The organism is Trinickia symbiotica (assembly GCF_002934455.1).
In the GTDB taxonomy this organism is placed as follows: Bacteria; Pseudomonadota; Gammaproteobacteria; order Burkholderiales; family Burkholderiaceae; genus Trinickia; species Trinickia symbiotica.
Window position 1 is genome coordinate 66,295 of record NZ_PTIR01000007.1, and the last position, 20,753, is coordinate 87,047.

Here is a 20,753-nt window from a genome sequence, read left to right on the forward strand (position 1 = left end):
GCGGCGGGCGAGCCTTTCCTTTGGGACGCGTGTAACGATGCTCAGTATCGCATGCGACGGCATCCGGCAAGCGGACCAGGGGCTGTAGTGGGCTGTAGCGAGCGCCGTTGCCGGTTCGAGGCACGTCCTAAGCCACCGCGCTAAACTCGAATTCTTCGCCGAACGCGGCGGCGCTCGTCGCTGATGCGTTCCAACAACATGGAGAATCGAATGGATTACGCGTTTGCCCCCGCGCCCGCGGTTGCTGTGCCGATCGTCGAGACCGCAGGATCCGCCGGCGCCCGCCGGCATTTTCCGGTGCGCCGCATCTATTGCGTGGGGCGCAACTACGAAGCGCATGCGCGCGAGATGGGGCACGACCCGGACCGGGAACCGCCGTTCTTTTTCTCGAAGCCGGCCGACGCGGTGCTCTACGTGGCACCGGGAGCGACGGGCGAATTTCCGTATCCCACGCTGTCGAGCAACGTCCATTTCGAGATGGAGCTCGTCGTCGCGATCGGCAAAGGGGGGCGGGACATCGCGGTCGAGCACGCGCTCGATCATGTCTACGGCTATGCGCTCGGGCTCGACATGACACGCCGCGATTTGCAGGCCGAAGCGAAGAAGCTCGGCCGGCCCTGGGAGCCCGCCAAAGGGTTCGACCATTCGGCGCCGCTCGGGCCGATCCATCCTGTTGCCGCGATCGGCCATATCGATCGCGGCGCGATCTGGCTCAGCGTCAACGGCGTGGAGAAGCAACGCTCGGATGTTTCGCAACTGATCTGGTCGATTCCCGAAACCGTTGCGCATCTCTCGAAGCTCTTCGAATTGCAGCCCGGCGATCTCATCTTCACGGGCACGCCCGAGGGCGTGGGAGCGGTGGTGAAGGGCGATCTGATGAAGGGCGGCGTCGACGGACTCGGCGAATTCAGCGTGCGGGTGGTCTGAACACCCGCATGAGGCGACACGGGACGAAGAGAGACGAGGGAGGGTCCGCATGAAGCTCTACAGCTATTTCCGCAGCTCGGCGTCGTACCGCGTCCGTATCGCGCTGAACCTGAAGGGCCTGCCTTACGAGTACGTCCCCGTGCATCTGCTGCGCTCGGGCGGCGAGCAGTTGACGGCGCAATACCGCAAGCTCAATCCCGACGGGCTCGTGCCGACGCTCGTCGACGGCGATGTCACGCTGCAGCAGTCGCTCGCGATCGTCGAGTATCTCGAGGAAACGCGCCCGGAGCCGCCGCTACTGCCGCGCGATCCTGTCGATCGCGCCTACGTGAGAGCCGTGGCGCAGCAGATCGCCTGCGAGATTCATCCGCTCGACAACCTGCGCGTGCTGAGATATCTCGTCCACGAGCTCGGCCTTTCGGACGAGGCGAAAAACGGCTGGTACCGGCATTGGATCGAGGCGGGATTCGAAACGCTGGAATCGCGATTGTCGACCGAGCGCCGCGTGGGCAAACTCGCGTTCGGCGACGAGCCCACGGTTGCCGATCTTTGCCTCGTGCCGCAGGTCTTCAACGCCCAACGCTTCAAGGTGGATACCGCCCGCTATCCGACGATCCAGCGCATCTACGACTATGCGTGCGGCCTCGATGCATTTGCGCGCGCGGCGCCGGGCGCGCAACCCGACGCCGAATGACGGCCGAATCGACGAGACCCGATCAACCGAGCAGCGCGTCCGTGAACTCTTCGGCGCTGAACGGCTGCAGGTCTTCGACTTTCTCGCCGACGCCGATGAAATAGACGGGCACGGGCCGCTGGCGTGCGATCGCGGCGAGAATGCCGCCCTTCGCCGTGCCGTCCAGCTTCGTGACGATGAGCCCCGTCAACGAGAGCGCATCGTCGAACGCCTTCACCTGCGCGAGCGCGTTCTGGCCCGTGTTCGCATCGATGACGAGCAGCACCTCATGCGGCGCGCCCTCGTACGCCTTGCCGATCACGCGCTTCACTTTGCGCAACTCTTCCATCAGATGCAGCTGGGTGGGCAGGCGGCCGGCCGTATCGGCCATCACGACGTCGATTCCGCGCGCACGCGCGGCGCTCACGGCGTCGAAGATGACGGCGGCTGGGTCCCCACTTTCCTGCGAGACGACGGTCACGTTGTTGCGCTGACCCCAGATCGCGAGCTGCTCGCGCGCCGCGGCGCGGAATGTGTCGCCGGCCGCGAGCAGCACCGACTGCTCGAAACGCTGCAGATGCTTGGCGAGCTTGCCGATCGTCGTCGTCTTGCCGGCGCCGTTCACGCCCGCGATCATCATGACGAGCGGCTCCGCGCGGCCGAGGACCAGAGACTTTTCGAGCGGCTTCAGGAGGTCGACGAGCAGCGTGCGCACGGCCGCCTTCACTTGCAGCGGATCGGTCAATCGTTCGGCTCGGACCTTTTCGTGCAATGCGTCGAGCAGGTAATGGGTCGCTTCGACGCCCGCATCGGACATCAGCAGCGCCGTTTCCAGTTCTTCGTAAAGCACGTCGTCGATCTTCGTGCCGACGAAGATGCCCGTGAGGCCGGCGCTCGTTTTGGCGAGCCCCGATCTGAGCTTGGCAAGCCAGGACTGCCGGGCGGCCGGCTCGATGGGCGGCGGGGGCACGATTTCGATCGTTTCGGTGGCCGTGTCCGCGGCCGGGCCTGCCGATGAGCCGCCCGGCTTGTCCGCACCGTTGCGCGGAGATGCCGGCGGCGACGGTGTCGGCGTCGATGGGGGCGCGGACGGGACCTGAGCCGAACGGGCCGCGGATGGGGCAGGAGCGCTCGACGCGGGCGTCGCCGCAGCCGGCGACGATGGCGCCGGGGCCGCGGGCTCGGCCGGTTGCTCGTTGCTCTCTTGGCCGTTTTCGGGCGTTTTCGAGCCCTTGAAGCGTTTGAAAAAACTGAACATGGGTATAGTCGATGGACGTCGCGCCGCGGCGCCGCAGAGGCCTTCGTGGGCCCCGCGCGGCTTCGCGCCGGCGCGCAAGGGCCGGATGCCGCGGCATCGAGCGGCGGCAAGCGTTCCACGATGCGCGGGAAGGGGGGTATTTTATCAGGGGCGACTCTTTAGGCGGGGCGCCGCCGACAGGCGCGGGCCAGTGCGCTGTGGTAACGTTGGCCGTCGGTTTTGCGCTTCAACGCCGTGTCGAATGGCTGGAGCGTGAGGCACCGGCTTCCCTTGAAGATTTTTCGACTTTTCGCATGCGCCCGTCTTCGTCTACCTTTTCCTCTTCGCCTTCTCCGTCTTCTTCCGAGGCAAGGCGTTCCTCGGCAACGCGGGGCAAGGCGGCAACGCCGGACCGCAGCGGCAAGCAGCACTCCGTGCGCATCATCGGCGGCGACTGGAAGCGCACGCCGCTGCCGGTGCTCGACCTCGAGGGCCTGCGGCCCACGCCCGACCGCGTGCGCGAGACGCTCTTCAACTGGCTTGGGCAACGGCTCGACGGTCAACGGTGCCTCGATCTCTTCGCGGGGAGCGGGGCGCTCGGCTTCGAGGCCGCTTCGCGCGGCGCGGCACGCGTCGTCATGGTCGAGCGCAACGCGCGCGCCGCAAGGCAACTGCGCGACAATCAAGCGCGGCTTTCCGCTCGCATGATCGAGGTCGTCGAGGCTGACGGCCTGCGGCTCGCGGCAGGCCTTGCGCCCGGCTCGTTCGACGTCGTTTTTCTCGACCCGCCGTTCGAAAGCGGAATGCTCGAGCGCGCGCTCGAGCTGGCGATGCCGCTGGTCGGCGTCGAAGGGTTTCTCTATGTCGAGTCGGGTGATCCGCTCGATGAGGAGGCTCCGCTTTTGGCCGGCTGGACCATCGTCCGCCACGATAGGGCGGGCGCGGTCCACTACCATTTGCTGCAGCGCGAAAATGGTGAATAATGCGCGTTCCGAAAGCGCCGCCCGGTGCCGCGACGTGCGTAGCGGTTGGCAAGGCGGGTGACCGCTCGTCATTTCGGACCGCCGGGGAATAAACGATCAGAGGAGATGCCGATGGTAGTCGCCGTGTACCCGGGTACATTCGACCCGCTCACGCGCGGTCACGAGGACCTCGTGCGCCGTGCGGCGAGCATATTCGACACCCTCGTGGTCGGCGTGGCCGACAGTCGCGCCAAGAAGCCGTTCTTCACGTTGCAGGAACGCCTCGACATCGCCCAGGAAGTGCTCGGCCACTACTCGAACGTGCATGTGATGAGCTTTCAGGGGCTGCTGAAGGATTTCGTGCGTGCGCATAGCGCCCGCGTGATCGTGCGGGGCTTGAGGGCGGTATCGGACTTCGAGTACGAGTTTCAGATGGCCGGCATGAACCGCTATCTGCTGCCGGATGTCGAGACGATGTTCATGACGCCGTCGGATCAGTATCAATTCATTTCGGGCACGATCGTGCGCGAAATCGCCCAGCTCGGCGGCGACGTCAGCAAGTTCGTGTTCCCGTCGGTCGAGAAGTGGCTTACGGACAAAGTCGCCGCGATGGGGCACGGGGCGGGGACGCAGCCGTGAAGGCGATGCGTCCCGTGAGACTTTGGGTGCCGGCAGTCCGCAGCAGCCATACGGCTCTCGTGTCGTCCCTTCGGCACGCCCTTCGCTAAGACGATACGGCTTTTTCGCCGATGGGCGCTGACCGGTTATCGTTGCCGGCCCGAACTGCGGATACTTCCATCCTGCGCGTCAGTTCATTCTCTGCGATCTCATGTACATCGCCGGCTGTGCTAAGCAAGCACTCAGCGAGCGCCACCGGCATTCCGCTGCTATGGGAGACAGCGGCCCTCAACGTCTCTGCTCGGCGCTCGACTCCGGTGTCTTGCAGTACGGCGATTTTCTGCCTGAGCGTGAATTGGTCTTTGTGACGAACCAGGTTGGCAACGCCTGCCGCGGACCCGCCGAGGAGCGCCGCGCCAATGACGGCACCCGGCACGACGCCCACGACAGGAGCAACGGCCGACCCTACTTCCGCGCCTAAGATCGCGCCCGCTGCCGTCGCGTATTTGACATATTTGGGTAAAGGTACGTCCGCGAGGTGCTCGCCCTGTCTGTCCGCCTTCTCTTGGAGGTCGATAAGCGCCCTGCGGTGCTCCGGAGAATCCAGCACATAAACGTTTCTACCTTTCCGATCTGTAAATACGTTCGGGCTATCGTTTATTGTGCCGTACTTATATTCCTTACCGTGCTTATCTTTGAACGTCGCAACGTCAACCTCGGTTTTTTGCAGCGTCAGCGGATTCTTGTGAGCGGTGTCTTTACTGAGATAAAGGGTGATCTTGTCTGGTGGCGCAACGGTATCGGCATTCGCCGTCGGCCGCGGGGTTGAAGGGGGCTCTCGCGTGATGGGAGCGGTGGTGTCGAACTGAAACTGGGTGAATGACAGCGATCGAATGGTCATTTCCATGTCCTAAAGTCGGTTGCAATTGGGTGCGGCGCCGAGCCGCCCTCGGGCCTTGGTAAGGCGGGAACGGAGCGGGCGGGCTGCCCGCCGAAATCAGAGCAGTTGATCCATCAGCGCCTTGGCGTGCGGGTATAGGCCGGGGCGCGCATTGCTTGTCGCGCAAAGGCTCAAACAATGACGCAAGGTGTCGCGCGCCTCGTCATACTGCGATAACGCCACCTGACATTCGCCCACGCGGAACCATGCGCCGGGGTCGGCTGGCAATTGCCTCGCCGCGGCCGAAAAGTACTGCAACGCCGCGCTATGCTCTCCCAGTTGCTGCATTGCGTTGCCCGTCGCCAAATGTAGCTCGCCATCCAGCGGGTTTACAAATGTCAAAGCGGAAAAACAGCGAGACGCGAAAAGATAATCGCCGTCGTAGTAGCTCGTTAGCGCTTCTTGATAGCAGTCTTCCATCTCGTGGTCGGCGATACCGAGTAGATCAGCCAGATTGCCGTGTTTCTCGATTAGTGCCGCATATTGCGCGATAAATGCGGCTTCATCTTCTTGTGCGATTTCGTCGATTTCGCTCATTGCCGTCCCACCTCCTTTGAAAAGGCACCAAGTTCAAAGCAGGATAGGCGAGCGACGCCGCAGCCCCTTCTATAAATCGCCGATCCTTCCAAAAAATTGAAATTCATCCTTCATTGGGAACGGCCGTTCGGACCCGACGATGGAATGACGGCAGGTTCGAAGGTGCCTCCCGTGTTAGGGGTAAAATAGTGCGTTCGGAAGAGCGATGGCGTTCAGCCACCCAGGCGGCCCGGCTACGCGGACGCCCCTCGGCGGCCTGTCAGCAGCTCTTCCCGTTGAAGTTTTCCGGTGAAAAGCATGGCCCTGATGATTACCGACGAGTGCATCAACTGCGACGTCTGCGAGCCCGAGTGCCCGAACGACGCGATCTCGATGGGGCAGGATATCTACGTGATCGACCCTTCGAAGTGCACCGAGTGCGTCGGTCACTTCGATGAGCCGCAATGCCGGCAGGTGTGCCCGGTCGACTGCATCCCGATCAACCCCGAGCATGTCGAAACGCGGGAGCAGCTACTCGCGAAGTATGGCTCGCTGCAGCAGGCTAAAAAGGGAGAGGACGCCTAGCCGGTGATGCTTGGCTGAAGGCTGGAGCATCAGCGGCGATCGCTGTCGTTGTAATTGGGTGGCTGCGGCCCCATTCCGAGCGCGCCATCGCGTCTCGCAACCGCGACCCACGACCGCGAGCCGCTTGTCACTACGCGCCGCGATGCAGCTGCATCACTGCGCGCTCGGTTTCCCCTTTGACGAAGTGCGGCATGACGGCGAGCGCCCGCTCGATAGCCGCGTCGATCACTTCTTGCTCTTCCTTGCGCGGCGGCTTCAGCACGAAGTTGGCGACGTCAGGCTTCGCACCCGCACGAGCGGCTTCGGGAATGAGATCTCGCGGATGTCCGATGCCGATGCGCAACCGCCAGTACTGCTGCGACGAAAGATGCGCCGAAATATCCTTGAGTCCATTATGGCCGCCGCTTCCGCCACCGAGCTTGAGCTTGACGGCGCCGGGCGGCAGGTCCAATTCGTCATGTGCGACGAGAATCTGATCCGGCAGGATCTTGAAGAAATGCGCGAGCGCGACGACCGATTGCCCCGATCGGTTCATGAACGTCTGCGGCTCGAGCAGATGGACTTCATCGCCGAAAAGCCTGGCCTTCGCGTATAGGCCGTGAAAGCGCCGCTCGTCGCGCAAGGCGACGCCGGCCTCGCGCGCGAGCTGATCGACGAACCAGAAGCCCGCGTTATGCCGTGTGGCCGTATATTCGGCGCCCGGATTGCCGAGCCCGACGATCAGTTTGATCATGACGTTCTTGCTACCCTCGAAAAAAAACCCGCCGGGGCGAGCCGCGGCGGGTCACGTCGTCCGTTTCAGCGAAACGGATCGAGAGGATATCGATCGACGAAATCCTTAGGCGGCAGGCGTCTCGCCGGCTTCGCCCTCGGCAGCCTCGCTCGAAACCGCGGCGGCCGGCACGGCGGCGGCCGCGACGACGGGATTTTCCGCTTCGACGCGAGCCGCGAGCGAAACGCCCTTCGGCAGCGTGATGTCCTTGGCGTGCAGCGATTGGCCGGCTTCGATCTTCGAGAGATCAAGCTCGACGAACTCGGGCAAATCACCGGGCAGGCACTCAACTTCGACCTCGGTCACGACGTGCGAGATCACGGCGCCGCCAAGCTTCACGGCCGGATTCGTTTCCTGATTCATGAAGTGCACGGGCACTTTCGTGTGCAGCTTCTTCTTCGCATCGACGCGCTGAAAGTCCACGTGCAGCACGAGCTGACGGAACGGATGGTACTGCACGTCGCGCAGCAGCACTTGCTGCGACTTGCCGGCCACTTCGAGGTCGAGGATCGACGAGTGGAAGGCTTCCTTCTTCAGCGCGTGCCAGAGGGCGTTGTGATCGAGCTCGATCAGTTGCGGTTGATCTGCTGCGCCATACACGATCCCCGGCGTCTTGCCGGAGTTGCGCAGGCGGCGGCTCGCACCCGTACCTTGCAGGTTGCGCTCGAAAGCGACGACTTTCATGTTCAATCTCCATGAACTGCCCGCGACCAGGCAGTGAATAAGGGCGCTTCGGCTCGCATGCGAACGATCGCACACGGCGCCAAATGACCGCCCTGCGAAAACGGCGCGCTTGCCCAACCAACCAGAGGCTCACCGCGCCCATTACACGGAAAAGGCGCCGCTTCATGCAACGCCTTCTCCGCAAGCACTATCATTGTTGCCGCTTGCTCAGCTCTCGGCGAACAGCGACATCACCGAATCGCCGCGACGAATCCGCGAGAACGTCTCGGCAAGCAGCCCCGCGCACGAGAGCGTCCGGACCTTCGACGATCCGCGCGCTTCGTCGCTGAGCGGAATCGTATCAGTCACGACGAGCTCATCGAGCGCCGAGTTCGCGAGGCGCTCGGCCGCGCCGCCCGACAACACCGGGTGCGTGGCATAAGCGACGACCTGCTTCGCCGCGCGCTCCTTCAGCACTTGCGCGGCCTTGCAGAGCGTACCCGCCGTGTCGACCATATCGTCCATGATCACACAGGTGCGCCCCTCGACTTCTCCGATGATGTTCATCACTTCGGCGACGTTCGCCTTCGGACGGCGCTTGTCGATGATCGCGAGATCGCAGTTGAGCTGCTTGGCAAGCGCGCGCGCCCGCACGACGCCGCCGACATCGGGCGACACGACGAGCAGATCCTCGTAGTTCTGCTTGCGCAGATCGCCGAGCAAAACGGGCGTCGCGTAGATGTTATCCACGGGGATATCGAAGAAGCCCTGGATTTGATCGGCGTGCAGATCCATCGTGATGATCCGCTCGACGCCGGCAATCTCCAGCATGTTCGCCACGACCTTCGCCGAAATCGCGACGCGCGCCGAGCGCGGACGGCGATCCTGACGCGCGTAGCCGAAGTAGGGGATGGCCGCCGTGATCCGCCCTGCCGACGCGCGCTTCAGCGCATCGACCATGATCATGAGCTCCATCAGGTTGTCGTTCGTCGGCGCGCAAGTCGATTGCAGGACGAAGACGTCCTTGCCGCGCACGTTTTCCTGAATCTCAACCTGGATCTCGCCGTCGGAGAAACGGCTCACCATCGCTTTGCCGAGGGGAATGCCGAGGATTTTGACGACTTCTTGTGCAAGCGCTGGATTCGCGTTGCCAGTAAACACCATCAGGCCGTCATGGCTGCTCATCATGCACCTGCTGCTCGAGGCGGGAACTACGAGAATGTTTGGCAGGGGAGGAAGGACTCGAACCCTCGCATGCCGGAATCAAAATCCGGTGCCTTGACCAACTTGGCGACTCCCCTACACTGACTCAGCGCTTCGCCGGACCTGTAGGCAGTCCGACGAGGCGAAACTTTCACCCCGCGAAGGCGAAGAGCGGATGCGTATCGAGACTCGGCGCGAGAGCGCTCCTCCAATCCGCTCGACCACTCGCAAGCAGCTTGGCTTGCGCTTGTTCCGCTTCGGCGACGCTGGAAAAGGCAGCGAACACGCTCGACCCTGAACCAGTCATCCGCGCGGGTGCCGTATCTCCGAACGTATCGTCAAACCATTCGAGCACCTGCGCGACTTCCGCGTATTTTCCCACGACAACGGGTTGCATGTCATTCCGGCCGAAGCTGTCTGGCCATCTTGCATCGCAACTTTGCTGTGCGAGAAAGTCCGTAATTGTGACGACTTTCGAGTCGCGTGTCAACGACTCGTCGGAAAAAATCGCAGCGGTCGGCACGTGCACGTTCGGTGTCACGACGAGAAAGCAGCGGCTCGGCAGCGACACGGCCGCCAACGCCTCGCCGACGCCCTGCGCGAACGCATTTTTCCCGTACACGAAAAACGGTACGTCGGCGCCGAGCTCGAGGCCGAGCGCTTGCAGGGTGTCCCGCGGCAATCCGAGCTTCCAGAGCCGATTGAGCGCGAGCAGCGTCGTTGCCGCGTCGGAACTCCCGCCGCCGAGGCCGCCGCCCATCGGCACCCGTTTCTCGATTTCGATGTCGATCCCGAAGCGCGTGCCCGTGTGCGCTTTCAATAGCGATGCGGCGCGCACGACCAGATCCGCCGATTCGGGCACGCCCGGCACCTCGGTCTGCCTGCGGATCTCTCCGTCGGCGCGCAGCGTGAAGTGAAGCCTGTCGCCCCAATCGAGCAGCTGAAATACGGTCTGCAGCGAGTGATAGCCGTCCGGTCTGCGGCCCGTGATGTGCAAAAAGAGATTGAGCTTGGCCGGCGCCGGGCAATCCCGCAGCGAGTCTTTCGTTTCGATCATGCTTTCGTTTCGTGAAAAGCAGTGGCGGCGGGCAGTGCGCCGCCCGGTTGGTTCGCGGCCCTCTCGTCAGCCGGCACGGCGATCAGCGATCCAGCACGAGCTTGATCGCGAGCGGCGGATCGCGGCGCGTCAAATCGACGCGCTTGACGCCGACCTCGGGTGCATCCGTGTAGGCGAGATACTGGATCGTCCAGCCATCCTGATCGATCTCCTTGAGCCGTGTTCCGGCTTGCGGGTCGACGATCGTTTTCGCTTGCGAGGTCGGAGCCGGCGACGGCTGCAGCCAGTACCGCAGGCCTTCGACGGGCAATGCAAATCCGAGGGCATTACGCATCAGCGTGCCGACATTGTCGGCCGTGAGCGGTTGACGATTGGGCAGCTCGAGCGTCGCGGCGGACGGCGACGACGTGACGATTGCCAGTGTCTGGCCGAACGGGTTCAAGAGCTGCAGCGTGACGGTATCGCCTTGTTCCTGCCAGTCGAAATTGCCGTAGGCGTTTTGCGGCCGGCCGTAGCGGTCGGTGTAGCTCACCGAGAACCGGCCATGATAAGCGCGACTCGTTTGTGTCGAAAGCGCCGTCGCGGCATTCGACGTCGACGGTCCGCGCGTTGGCGCGGACGAGCAGCCCGCGAGCAATGCGATGGCCATCGCCGTTGCCGACGCCGACGCGAGCGGCAAAGCGATGCCACGCGTGCGGCGCGGCGCGAGAGCCATGAGCCGCCCGGCATGCATCGGACGCGCAAAACGGAAGTAGCGCGCAACGCGCGCCAGAAAATCGCTGACGTTCACGTGCATCAAAGATCGTTGCTGTTCACCTGGAAGCGCTTGAGCGTCTTCACGAGCGTATCGTTGTCGGGCTCGAGCTTGCGCGCGTCGCGCCATGCGGCAAGCGCCTTGGCCTGGTCTCCGCTCTTCCAGAGCACTTCGCCGAGATGGGCACCGATCTCGGCGTTCGGCTGAAGATCGAAGGCGCGGCGCAAGAGCTTGGCCGCGTCCGTCGTATCGCCGAGCCGGTATTTGACCCAGCCGAGACTGTCCATGATGAAAGCGTCGTTCGGCGCCAGGGCCGAGGCCTTCTCGATGAGCTTCTCGGCTTCGTCGAGATTCTTGTTGCGATCGGCGAGCGAGTAGCCGAGCGCGTTATAGCCCTGCGGATTGTCGGGCTGAACCTTGATGAGCTGGCGCAGCTTCGACTCCATCAGATCGAAATGGCCGTTCTTTTCCGCGGCCATTGCGTAGTCGTAGATGATCTCGGGATCGTTGGGCATCGCGTCGTCGGCGGCCGCGAGCCGGCTCTCCGCCTCGGGGTAGCGCTTGGCATCGAAGAGGATCGCGGCGTCGGTGCGCGCGATGAGCGCCTGCGCATGCGGGTCCGGGCTCTGCAGATCGGCCAGCATCTTGCGCGCCTCGTCGATCTTGCCCGCCTTCGCGAGCAACTGCGCGCGCGTCACGCGCGCCGCGGTATAGCGCGGGCTGTCCGGCGAGACCTTGTCGAGCCACTTCGCGGCCTCACCCTCGTTCTTCTGCTCGAGCGCGATCTGCGCGAGGAAGATGTAAGCCTGCCCCGGGTCCGCGCCCGGCGTCTTCTCGGTCAGCTCGGCATATTGCTGCAGGTATTTCTGCGCGCTGTCGTACTGCTTTTGCTGAACCTTGATGAGGCCAAGCGCCATCAACGGCGTCGGATCGTGCGAATCCAGGCTGTGCATCGCCTCGAACTGCTTTTGCGCATCGTCGATGCGGTCGCTCGACAGGTAGAGCTGCGCGAGCGCGAGCCTGGCGTCGTGCGACTTCGGGTTCTGCTTGACGTATGACTCGAACGTCGAGATGGCCTCGTTGCGCGCATCGGGACCCATCTGCGCGAGCGAGAGCGCGGCAGGCAGGTAATCGGGCTTCAGCTTCAGCGCGCGCTCGAACGACGAGCGCGCGCCCGGCTGGTCGTCGGCGAGCAGCTGCTGGCGGCCGACCGCGAGCTGCGCCTCGGGCCGGCCGAGATCGTTCTTAGCGAGATCTTTCAGAACCTGCAGCCCACCCACGTGATTCGGTCCGCGCGCGAGCAGCACCTGCAGCGCGACGATCGCGTTGCCCCGGTCCTGTTCCGGGACCTTGGCGAGCTCGGCCGCGAGCAGCGGCTCGGCATCTTCGGGCTTGCCTGACAGGACGAGCAGCGACGCGTCGAGTTGGGCGGCGCGCTCGGAATCGGGCGCGTACTGGCGCCAAAGCTGAGCGGCGGTCAATGCGTCAGCGGGGCTCTGCGCCGCAATAGCGATTTCGGCCGCGCGCTGAGCCATGCGCGGATCGTGCGTGTCGCGCGCGAGTGAAAGATAGGTTTGGTACGCCGGGGCCGGTTCGTTGCGCTGCAATGCGATCTCGGCCGCGAGGACCTGAAATACGATTTGGCTCGACAACTCGACGTTCGGCAGGTCCTGCGTCTCGGCGGGGAGCGACGGCGCGAAGGCGTCCGCCGGCGCGGCCGACGCCGAATCGTCAGAAGGAGAGGGATCTTGCGCAAACGCCGGTGCGGCGAGGGCGAGCGTCCAGGCACAGACGACGGCGGCGATGCGGCCGAGCGGCGCGGCGCGCCGGGCGGAGCGCACGCTGCCTGCGCGCGGCGATTGCGGCTTCAGGGACAAAATCATGGAGATCCGTTCGAGGGTTTCGGACGATTGTAACGCGCTCGCTACAATACACGCAGATTCGACGATGCAAGTTACACACCCATTCCTCGCTATTAACCGCCATTTATGAGACCGCCCGTACGCTCACCGCGTTCGCTGCCCGGGGAGGCGCGCCCACATGCCTGAACTGCCAGAAGTGGAGGTGACGCGGCGCGGCATCGAGCCGTACGTCCGCGGCCGCCTCGTCGAGCGCGTCGACGTGCGCTCCGGCGCTTTGCGGTGGCCCGTGCCTCCCGAGCTCGGCGCGACGCTCTCGCGCCGCAAGATCATCGGCGTGGGGCGGCGCGGCAAGTATCTGCTCTTCGAAGTCGACGAGGGGTGGTTCATCGTTCACCTCGGCATGACGGGCACGCTGCGCGTGCTGCCGCATGCCGGCCTGCCCGCGCCCGCCAAGCACGATCATATCGACTGGATCTTCGACGAATTCGTGCTGCGCTACCGCGACCCGCGCCGTTTCGGTGCCGTCCTCTGGCACCCGCGCGCGGCGGGCGACGTGAACACGCACCCGTTGCTCGCCGGGCTCGGGGTCGAGCCGTTCGGGACCGAGTTCTCGGGCCGGCTCATCCACGAGCGAACGCGCGGACGCACGATGTCGATCAAGCAGGCGCTGCTCGGCGGCGAAATCGTCGTGGGCGTCGGCAACATCTACGCCTCCGAAAGCCTCTTTCGCGCGGGGGTGCGGCCGACCACGGCGGCGGGGCGCCTCTCGGCGGCGCGCTGCGACAGGCTTGCCGACGCGATCCGCGCGACGCTAGCGGACGCGATCGCGCGTGGCGGCAGCACATTGAAAGACTTCGTCGGCAGCGACGGCGAGAGCGGTTACTTTCAACTCGACTGCTTCGTCTACGATCGAGCAGGACAGCCCTGCCGCGTATGCGGGACACCGATTCGCCACCTCGTGCAGGGGCAGCGGTCGACCTATCATTGCCCTCGCTGCCAGCGCTGAGCCGGCCGCGGCTTCAAGCCGATACCTTACCTTTCCATGTCCGAACCCGCGATCGCTTCGATTTCACCCACTTTCGCCCTGCAATTCGCTTTCGCCGAGCGCCTGATCGCCTGGCAGCGCCGTCACGGCCGCCACGACTTGCCCTGGCAGAACACGCGCGATCCATACCGGATCTGGCTTTCGGAAATCATGCTCCAGCAGACGCAGGTTGCGACGGTCATCCCCTATTACGCGAAGTTTCTTGCGCGCTTTCCCGACGTCGCCGCGCTTGCCGCGGCACCGATCGACGATGTCATGGCCTCATGGGCTGGGCTCGGCTACTACTCGCGAGCCCGCAATCTGCATCGCTGCGCGCAGGTCGTCGTCGAGCAGTTTGGCGGCGCCTTTCCCGCGACTCCCGATGCGTTGGCGCAATTGCCCGGCATTGGCCGCTCGACGGCTGCCGCCATCGCGTCGTTCGCATTCGGTGCGCGTGCAACGATTCTCGATGGCAACGTCAAGCGTGTGCTCGCGCGCGTGTTCGGCGTCGACGGCTTTCCGGGAGAAAAGCGCGTTGAAAACGCCCTGTGGGCATTGGCGGAATCCCTGATGCCGGCCGCCGATGCGAGCGACGCCGATCTCTCGGCCTACACGCAAGGCTTGATGGATCTCGGGGCAACGCTCTGCGTGCGCGGCAAGCCCGATTGCGCGCGCTGCCCGTTCGCCGAGGACTGCGTCGCCAACGCGACGGGCCGCCAGCGCGAATTGCCGGCGGCGCGTCCGAAGAAAGCCGTGCCGACGCGCCGGACATGGATGCTCGTGTTGCGCGACGGCGGCTCCGTGCTGCTCGAACGGCGGCCGCCCGCGGGCATCTGGGGCGGGCTCTGGAGCTTGCCGGAAGCGGCCGACGAATCGTCGCTCGCCGAGCGCGCGCGCACGCTGGGGGCGACGGCCTCGCTAGATACGCTCGCGCCGCTCACGCATACGTTCACGCACTTCAGGCTCGATATCGAGCCGCGCGTGGGCCGGCTCGACGTCGCCGCGACGCGGGCCAGTCTCGATGCGCGCGACGACGACAGCGCCTGGGTGCCGCTCGCCGACATCGAGGCTTACGGCGTGCCGGCCCCCGTTCGTAAGCTGCTCGATGCCTTGCAGGGCAGCTTGCTTTAGCCGGCTTTCGCAGGTTTTAGCGGGCTCGATAGACGGCGGAGGCGTCAAAGCAGCTGGCGGTGCTGCATGTAGTGATGAACGCAATCGATGCGCGCACCCGCGTCGGTCATCTCCATGAGCTTCTGGCGTGTGCGCAGGGGAATCGGAAGCACTTCCGCGAGCCGATTCGACACCCAGGCGGGATCGTCGAAGCGGAACGGCTCGGCGAACGGCAGGCTGTCGGCGTCGCGCTCGCGGATCGTCTCGATGATGCGCTCGAGCACTTCGGCGCAGGCGCCGAACTTGGCGAGCGCGTCGCTGCCTTCGAGCGGAATGTCGTCGGGCAGCAGCTCGGCCGAGCCGACGAGAAGGCCGCTCGGCTCCACTCGATGCGAGCGCAGCCGAAAGCGCTTGCCTCCGCGCGCGCACACGTGCAGCATGCCGAACGTGTCGACGTCGCATTCCTCGATCGAGGCGAGGCATCCGACTGGCTCGGGAACGCAGGGCTCGTCGGCATTCGCGACCTCGGAGCCGCTCTTGATGAGGCACACGCCGAATGGGCTGCTTTCGCGCAGGCAGGTCCGGGTCATGTCGAGGTACCGTGCCTCGAAAATCTTGAGCGGCAAGAGGCCATCGGGAAAGAGCACGGAGTGAAGCGGAAAGAGCGGTAGATCGGCGCAGACGGCTGGGTTCGAGGACATGGCGCGAGCTTCAGAGGGGCCGCGCGTGCGCGGCAAGTTAGGCCATGTGGCCAGAGGCCACTGATCTCGACGATTCGCCGACTTCCATCGGCGCGTCACGGTGCCGCACGATAACCGTTGCTTCGCGAGCGAGACGTGCGGCGAGCGTCTCCGCGATGAATACCGATCGGTGCTGCCCCCCCGTGCAACCGATCGCGATCGTCAGGTAGCTGCGGTTGTCGTCGCGAAACCTCGGCAGCCATTTCAGGACGAACGAACGGATGTCGTCGATCATTTCATGCACGATCGGCAACGCATCCAGATACTCGATGACGGCCTCGTCGCGCCCCGTCAGTGGACGCAACCGGTGGTCGTAATAGGGATTCGGCAACGCGCGCACGTCGAAGACGAAATCGGCATCGAGCGGCAGGCCGCGCTTGAAGCCGAACGATTCGAACATCAGCAGCAGCCCTTCACGCTCGTCTTCGATGAAGCTCTTGACCCAGGCGCGCAACACGTTCGCGCGCAGGTTGCTCGTGTCGATCTGGTGGCCGAACTCGGCAAGCGGCGCGACGAGCTCGCGCTCACGCTCGATCGCCTCCTCGAGCGACGCCATGAGCCCGATGTCGGCGTCGCGCGCGGGAGGTCCCGATAGAGGATGGCGCCGCCGCGTTTCGGAGAAGCGTTGAATCAGTGCTTGAGTGCTCGCGTTGAGAAACAGCACGCGCACATGGTGCTCGCTCGCGAGATCGCGAATGATGCCGGGCATTTCGTCGAGTGAGGCGCTCGAGCGCGCGTCGATGGCGACGGCGAGCCGTTCGTGACATTCCTCGCCGTTCGCGAGGAATTGCGCGAGCTCGGGCAAAAAGCGCGGCGGCAGATTGTCGACGCAATAGTAGCCCGCGTCCGCGAGCGCGTTCAATGCGACGGATTTGCCGGAGCCGGAGATGCCGGTGATCAGAACAATGCGCATGGAGGATGACCCGTTCGTTTCATCATAGCACCTGGTTCCGGCTCTATCGCGAGCCGCCGCTTCGCGCGCGTCACATCAGCTTGCCGGGAAGTTGACTGTCCGGATCCTGCATGGCGAGACGCTGACGGTCCATGAAATCGCGCAGCGTATCGATGCCGCGAAGCTGCAGAATCGTGTTGCGCACGGCTGCCTCGACGAGCACGGCAAGGTTGCGACCCGCCGCCACCTGGATCGTGACCTTGCTGATCGGCAGGCCGAGCACGTCGACGGTCTGGCTCTCGAGCGGCAGCCGCTGAAACTCGCCATCGGGCCGACGCACGAGCTGGACGATGAGCTTCAACTTCATCTTCCGCCGCACAGCGGTCTCACCGAAGATCGTCTTGATGTCGAGCAGGCCGAGGCCGCGAACTTCCAGCAGGTTTTGCAAAAGCGGCGGGCAGCGCCCCTCGACGAAGTCCGGGCCGAGGCGCACGAAGTCGACGGCATCGTCCGCGACGAGCCCGTGCCCGCGGCTGATCAGCTCGAGGCCGAGCTCGCTCTTGCCGAGGCCCGAATCGCCGGTCAGCAGCACGCCCATGCCCAGGATGTCGAGGAACACGCCGTGCAGCGTCGCGCGCGGCGCGAGAATGCGCGACATGTAAAGCCGCAGATTGTCGATGACGGCCGCCGCTGACATCGGCGTCGTGAAGAGCGGCGTCGACGAACGCGTACATCGCAGCACGAGCTCAGGCGGTGCCGGCACGCCCCCGGCCACGACGAGAAACGGCGGCTCGAGCGCGATCAGCTCGGCCATGTGGCGCGAGCGGTCTTCGTCGGTCTGACGTTGGTAGTAGTAGATTTCGGCTTCGCCGAGCACCTGGATCCGGTTTGGGTGGATGAGGTTCAGGTGGCCGACGAGGTCGGCGCTCGAAGTCGCATTCGCGACCGTCTCCGCCGAAAAACCGCGTTCCCAGCCCTCATGCCCCGTCAGCCAGCTCAGCTTGAGTGAGGTGGCGTTGTCGTCGAAGATGCTCTGGGCGTTGATGCTGGATGTATCCATGTATCGCTGGCTCCTGGTTGGGCCGCATGAGACCGCCTCACGCTGGACGCGCGCGGCTGGGCCCTTGCCGAGTCACCGGCTGCAAGCGCCTCCTGCACCGCGTGCGTGGCGCGCGGGCCGTGACAGTGTCAAGGGTGCCACTCAGTGATCAGCCGATGCAACTCCTCGCGGCTCGCTTCGTTATGCAGCCGCTCGCGTGTTTCGCGATCGGACAGCAGTTGCGCGATTTCCGAAAGAATTTCGAGATGCTGCTGCGTGGCCTGTTCGGGCACGAGCAGAAAAATCAGCAACGAAACCGGTTGTCCGTCGGGCGATTCGAACGGGATCGGCTGCTCGAGGCGCACGAAGGCCGCGAGCGGATGCTTGAGCCCCTTGATCCGGCCGTGCGGGATCGCGACGCCTTCGCCGAGCCCTGTCGAGCCGAGCCGCTCGCGCGCGAACAGATTGTCCGTGACCGCGCTGCGCGCGATGCCGTTCTGGTTTTCGAAGATAAGCCCTGCTTGCTCGAAGACGCGTTTCTTGCTGGTGACGGAAAGTCCGATAACGACGTTATCGAGGGGAAGGAATTTGGCTAAACGATTCATGTTGGCAGGCTTGACGCGTCGCCTGTGCGCTCCTCGCGGCAACTGACTGGTTGTCCATTTTCGGCCTTGCCCGGCGGATCATGGACGCATGGCCCTGACTTCGCGAATGGCAACTCGGCCGGCTGCCCCATCAAAATTACCGTCACATTATAGATCAGGCCCATTCAATGTTGCATCGCGGCAACCGCAATGTTGCATGCATTATGCTGGGTGGCGCGCTTTTCGCGCAATGCCGCGCGCATCGGCCCTGCCGGCGCATCGGTGGGAGGCCGCCACGGGGGCGGCCCGCTCCAGCGGCCGGAACGAAAAAACCGCCCGAATCCGGGCGGTTTTCGCGGGAAACCCGCGCTTTGCGCGGGAGAGCGGCGGGCGCCGACGCGGGCGCCTCGTGCCGCGTCCGGCTTATTGCTGCGGTTGCTCGCCGACCGATAGCTCCTGATGCTTGATCGGCGCGTGCTGGTGCTCTTGAATGCGCCCCTTGTGGCGGACGACCTGCCGATCGAGACGATCGACCATGAGATCGATGGCGGCGTAGAGATCGCCGTTGGCACTTTCGATGAAGATGTCCTTGCCCTTCAGGTGGAGGTTGATTTCAACCTTTTGCCGCTTATCCTTTTCTTTCTGATTGTCGACCGAGAGGACCACATTGCCATCGATCACCTGATCGAAGTGTCGTAGCACCTTGTCGAGCTTGGTGATCACGTATTCCCGCAGCGCGGGCGTGACTTCGAGATGGCGTCCACTGATCTTCAGATTCATAGTGCTCTCCAAACGAATGGCCGCCTGACACCTTTGGTGCGGCAAAACCGGTCGGGAGCGGCCCGCTCGAATCATCACCCCGTGTGATCGACGAGCGGCGGGTCGTATCGGCCGGCCATTTGCGCCAACAGCATCGCGGCCGGAAACGCTCGATCCGCCCGGAACATCCGGTGCGGCGAGCTCAAAGAGACTTACGCAGATTCACTGCCGGGATCTTGAGCGCTTCGCGGTATTTCGCCACTGTCCGGCGTGCCACCACGAAGCCCTGTTCCGCCAGCAGTTCGGCTATGCGGCTGTCTGAAAGAGGCGTCTTCGAGTCTTCTGCTCCTATCAGTTGCTTGATGAGCGCGCGAATGGCCGTCGACGAGGCCGCGCCCCCCGTATCGGTCGACACGTGCGAACCAAAGAAGAACTTGAACTCGAGCGTTCCGAACGGGGTAAGCATGTACTTCCCCGTCGTGACACGTGAGACGGTCGACTCGTGCAGGCCCAGCGTATCAGCTATTTCCCGCAAAACCAAGGGGCGCATGGCGATTTCGCCGTGCGCGAAAAAGTTCTTCTGGCGCTCGACAATCGCCTGCGCGACGCGCAGGATCGTCTCGAAACGCTGTTGAATGTTTTTGATGAGCCAGCGCGCCTCCTGCAACTGCTGACGCAACGAGCCGCTGCCTGGATCGCCGCGGTTGTTGCGCAGGATGTTCGCATAGAGATGGTTGATTCGAAGGCGCGGCACCACCTCGGGATTCAACTCGGCTTGCCAGCCCTGCGTCGTCCTTCTGACGATGATGTCGGGCACCACGTAATCGGCTTCCGCCTTGCCATAGGCCGCCCCTGGGAACGGCTCGAGCGAGCGGATCAGCGCGTGCGCGTCGCGCAAGGCATCGTCGCTTGCCTTCAGCTGCTTTTTCAGGCGCGTGAAGTCGCGTGCGGCCAGCAGCTCGAGATGATGCGCGGCGATTTCGAGCGCAAGCTTGCGCGTGGCGCTATCGGGCAGGCGCAAGAGCTGCAACTTCAAGCATTCAGAGGCCGAGCGCGCGCCCACGCCGGCCGGATCGAAGCTTTGCAGCAGCGCGAGCGCCGCGGACAGCTCGTCGAGATCGACCTCCAGCTCTTCCGGTATGTCGGCGAGCACTTCATCGAGCGACGACGTCAGGTAGCCGTCGTCGTCGAGCGATTCGATGAGGAAGGTGACGAGTGCCCGATCGCGGGGACCCGCCTGGGTAACGCGCAGTTGCGCCATGAGATGGTCGCGCAGCGTCGTCGTCGATTCGTGGATCTGTAGCGGCGGCAAGTCGTCGTCGTCGGACGAGGGGGCCGAGCGGCCGTAATCGTCGAGATTCCACTGCGACGCATCGGCGTTGTCGGATGACGACAGTCCGTTGTATTCGTCGGTCGCTGCCGGCTCAGCGCCGTCGGCGCGATCCGATTCGGTCGCGGGCGCCGAGCCGCTCATCGGCTCAGCCGCGGCGGGCGCGGGGGTCTGGGCGATGACCGAGCCGTCCGCGGCGACCCGCAGCGGGCTCGCAATCCATTCGTCCTCGGTCTCGAGCAGCGGATTTTGCGCGCACGCCGTCGCGACCTCCTGCTGGAGTTCGAGCGTCGACAACTGGAGCAGCCGGATGGACTGCTGCAGCTGCGGCGTGAGCGCAAGATGCTGCGATAGGCGGAGTTGGAGGCTGGCTTTCATGGCGGTTGGCTTTCATTGTAGAGACTTTGCCATCGGCGCGAAACCTCGATGACGCAGTGCTCGACTATCCCGGAAGGGGGAGTGCCGGGCTCCATGTGGCCCCGAAAACCCCGGGTCCGCAGGCTGGC

21 protein-coding genes, 1 tRNA gene and 1 pseudogene are annotated in these 20,753 nt (G+C 64.3%); 7 read left to right on the forward strand and 16 right to left on the reverse strand.

The features are described from left to right. Window positions 1-210: 210 nt before the first annotated feature. Window positions 211-927, forward strand: coding sequence for a fumarylacetoacetate hydrolase family protein (locus B0G57_RS12235; RefSeq protein WP_018443637.1), 717 nt, complete (start codon window positions 211-213; stop codon window positions 925-927). 49 nt (window positions 928-976) lie between these two features. Next, window positions 977-1,621 (forward strand): maleylacetoacetate isomerase, encoded by a 645-nt coding sequence (maiA, locus tag B0G57_RS12240; protein WP_018443638.1) that lies wholly within the window; start codon window positions 977-979, stop codon window positions 1,619-1,621. Between the two features lie 22 nt (window positions 1,622-1,643). Here maiA and ftsY read toward each other — a convergent pair whose 3' ends face one another. Further along, complete coding sequence (ftsY, locus tag B0G57_RS12245; RefSeq protein ID WP_018443639.1) at window positions 1,644-2,858, reverse strand: signal recognition particle-docking protein FtsY; 1,215 nt, start codon at window positions 2,856-2,858, stop codon at window positions 1,644-1,646. Between the two features lie 293 nt (window positions 2,859-3,151). On the opposite strand from ftsY, the gene rsmD reads away from it, so the two are divergent. Together rsmD and coaD are read left to right on the forward strand one after the other, a co-directional pair. Further along, window positions 3,152-3,820: a 16S rRNA (guanine(966)-N(2))-methyltransferase RsmD gene (rsmD, locus tag B0G57_RS12250; RefSeq protein WP_051090128.1), complete on the forward strand. Its 669-nt coding sequence runs from the start codon at window positions 3,152-3,154 to the stop codon at window positions 3,818-3,820. Window positions 3,821-3,931: 111 nt separating this feature from the next. Then, window positions 3,932-4,438, forward strand: coding sequence for a pantetheine-phosphate adenylyltransferase (coaD, locus tag B0G57_RS12255; RefSeq protein WP_018443641.1), 507 nt, complete (start codon window positions 3,932-3,934; stop codon window positions 4,436-4,438). A gap of 85 nt (window positions 4,439-4,523) precedes the next feature. Here coaD and B0G57_RS12260 read toward each other — a convergent pair whose 3' ends face one another. Then, window positions 4,524-5,324: a hypothetical protein gene (locus B0G57_RS12260; RefSeq protein WP_018443642.1), complete on the reverse strand. Its 801-nt coding sequence runs from the start codon at window positions 5,322-5,324 to the stop codon at window positions 4,524-4,526. Between the two features lie 90 nt (window positions 5,325-5,414). Next, window positions 5,415-5,894, reverse strand: a complete 480-nt coding sequence (locus tag B0G57_RS12265; protein WP_018443643.1) for a tetratricopeptide repeat protein — start codon at window positions 5,892-5,894, stop codon at window positions 5,415-5,417. Between the two features lie 297 nt (window positions 5,895-6,191). Here B0G57_RS12265 and B0G57_RS12270 point away from each other — a divergent pair, with 297 nt between their 5' ends. Further along, window positions 6,192-6,458 carry a YfhL family 4Fe-4S dicluster ferredoxin gene (locus tag B0G57_RS12270; protein ID WP_018443644.1) on the forward strand — a complete coding sequence of 89 codons (267 nt, stop codon included), beginning with the start codon at window positions 6,192-6,194 and terminating at the stop codon, window positions 6,456-6,458. 130 nt (window positions 6,459-6,588) lie between these two features. Here B0G57_RS12270 and pth read toward each other — a convergent pair whose 3' ends face one another. The 7 genes from pth to B0G57_RS12305 form a co-directional block, all read right to left on the reverse strand. After that, a complete protein-coding gene (gene pth, locus B0G57_RS12275; protein ID WP_018443645.1) occupies window positions 6,589-7,191 on the reverse strand; it encodes an aminoacyl-tRNA hydrolase in 603 nt (200 codons plus the stop codon). Between the two features lie 105 nt (window positions 7,192-7,296). Then, complete coding sequence (locus tag B0G57_RS12280) at window positions 7,297-7,914, reverse strand: 50S ribosomal protein L25/general stress protein Ctc (protein WP_018443646.1); 618 nt, start codon at window positions 7,912-7,914, stop codon at window positions 7,297-7,299. A gap of 207 nt (window positions 7,915-8,121) precedes the next feature. After that, the gene (locus tag B0G57_RS12285; protein ID WP_026230222.1) at window positions 8,122-9,078 is read right to left on the reverse strand and encodes a ribose-phosphate pyrophosphokinase; all 957 of its coding nucleotides are present in this window, start codon (window positions 9,076-9,078) and stop codon (window positions 8,122-8,124) included. 39 nt (window positions 9,079-9,117) lie between these two features. Further along, window positions 9,118-9,194 (reverse strand) — tRNA-Gln (locus B0G57_RS12290). A 53-nt stretch (window positions 9,195-9,247) separates the two neighbouring features. Next, window positions 9,248-10,153, reverse strand: a complete 906-nt coding sequence (gene ispE, locus B0G57_RS12295) for a 4-(cytidine 5'-diphospho)-2-C-methyl-D-erythritol kinase (protein WP_018443648.1) — start codon at window positions 10,151-10,153, stop codon at window positions 9,248-9,250. Window positions 10,154-10,235: 82 nt separating this feature from the next. After that, window positions 10,236-10,886 (reverse strand): lipoprotein insertase outer membrane protein LolB, encoded by a 651-nt coding sequence (gene lolB, locus B0G57_RS12300; RefSeq protein ID WP_026230223.1) that lies wholly within the window; start codon window positions 10,884-10,886, stop codon window positions 10,236-10,238. A gap of 62 nt (window positions 10,887-10,948) precedes the next feature. Continuing rightward, entirely contained in the window at window positions 10,949-12,790 is a 1,842-nt protein-coding gene (locus B0G57_RS12305) for a tetratricopeptide repeat protein (protein WP_018443650.1), read from the reverse strand. A gap of 157 nt (window positions 12,791-12,947) precedes the next feature. On the opposite strand from B0G57_RS12305, the gene mutM reads away from it, so the two are divergent. Both mutM and mutY read left to right on the forward strand, forming a co-directional pair. Next, complete coding sequence (mutM, locus tag B0G57_RS12310; RefSeq protein ID WP_018443651.1) at window positions 12,948-13,775, forward strand: bifunctional DNA-formamidopyrimidine glycosylase/DNA-(apurinic or apyrimidinic site) lyase; 828 nt, start codon at window positions 12,948-12,950, stop codon at window positions 13,773-13,775. Between the two features lie 36 nt (window positions 13,776-13,811). Next, a complete protein-coding gene (mutY, locus tag B0G57_RS12315; protein ID WP_018443652.1) occupies window positions 13,812-14,924 on the forward strand; it encodes an A/G-specific adenine glycosylase in 1,113 nt (370 codons plus the stop codon). 44 nt (window positions 14,925-14,968) lie between these two features. On the opposite strand, the gene B0G57_RS12320 is transcribed toward mutY, so the two are convergent. The 6 genes and pseudogenes from B0G57_RS12320 to B0G57_RS12345 form a co-directional block, all read right to left on the reverse strand. Further along, a complete protein-coding gene (locus B0G57_RS12320) occupies window positions 14,969-15,604 on the reverse strand; it encodes an LON peptidase substrate-binding domain-containing protein (RefSeq protein WP_018443653.1) in 636 nt (211 codons plus the stop codon). 37 nt (window positions 15,605-15,641) lie between these two features. Then, window positions 15,642-16,556 carry an RNase adapter RapZ gene (rapZ, locus tag B0G57_RS12325; RefSeq protein ID WP_018443654.1) on the reverse strand — a complete coding sequence of 305 codons (915 nt, stop codon included), beginning with the start codon at window positions 16,554-16,556 and terminating at the stop codon, window positions 15,642-15,644. A gap of 70 nt (window positions 16,557-16,626) precedes the next feature. Further along, entirely contained in the window at window positions 16,627-17,595 is a 969-nt protein-coding gene (gene hprK, locus B0G57_RS12330) for an HPr(Ser) kinase/phosphatase (RefSeq protein ID WP_018443655.1), read from the reverse strand. A gap of 128 nt (window positions 17,596-17,723) precedes the next feature. After that, window positions 17,724-18,237: pseudogene (gene ptsN / locus B0G57_RS12335) on the reverse strand (PTS IIA-like nitrogen regulatory protein PtsN). Between the two features lie 344 nt (window positions 18,238-18,581). After that, window positions 18,582-18,938 (reverse strand): ribosome hibernation-promoting factor, HPF/YfiA family, encoded by a 357-nt coding sequence (gene hpf, locus B0G57_RS12340; RefSeq protein ID WP_018443657.1) that lies wholly within the window; start codon window positions 18,936-18,938, stop codon window positions 18,582-18,584. Between the two features lie 181 nt (window positions 18,939-19,119). Continuing rightward, the gene (locus tag B0G57_RS12345; protein WP_018443659.1) at window positions 19,120-20,625 is read right to left on the reverse strand and encodes an RNA polymerase factor sigma-54; all 1,506 of its coding nucleotides are present in this window, start codon (window positions 20,623-20,625) and stop codon (window positions 19,120-19,122) included. Window positions 20,626-20,753 lie beyond the last annotated feature (128 nt).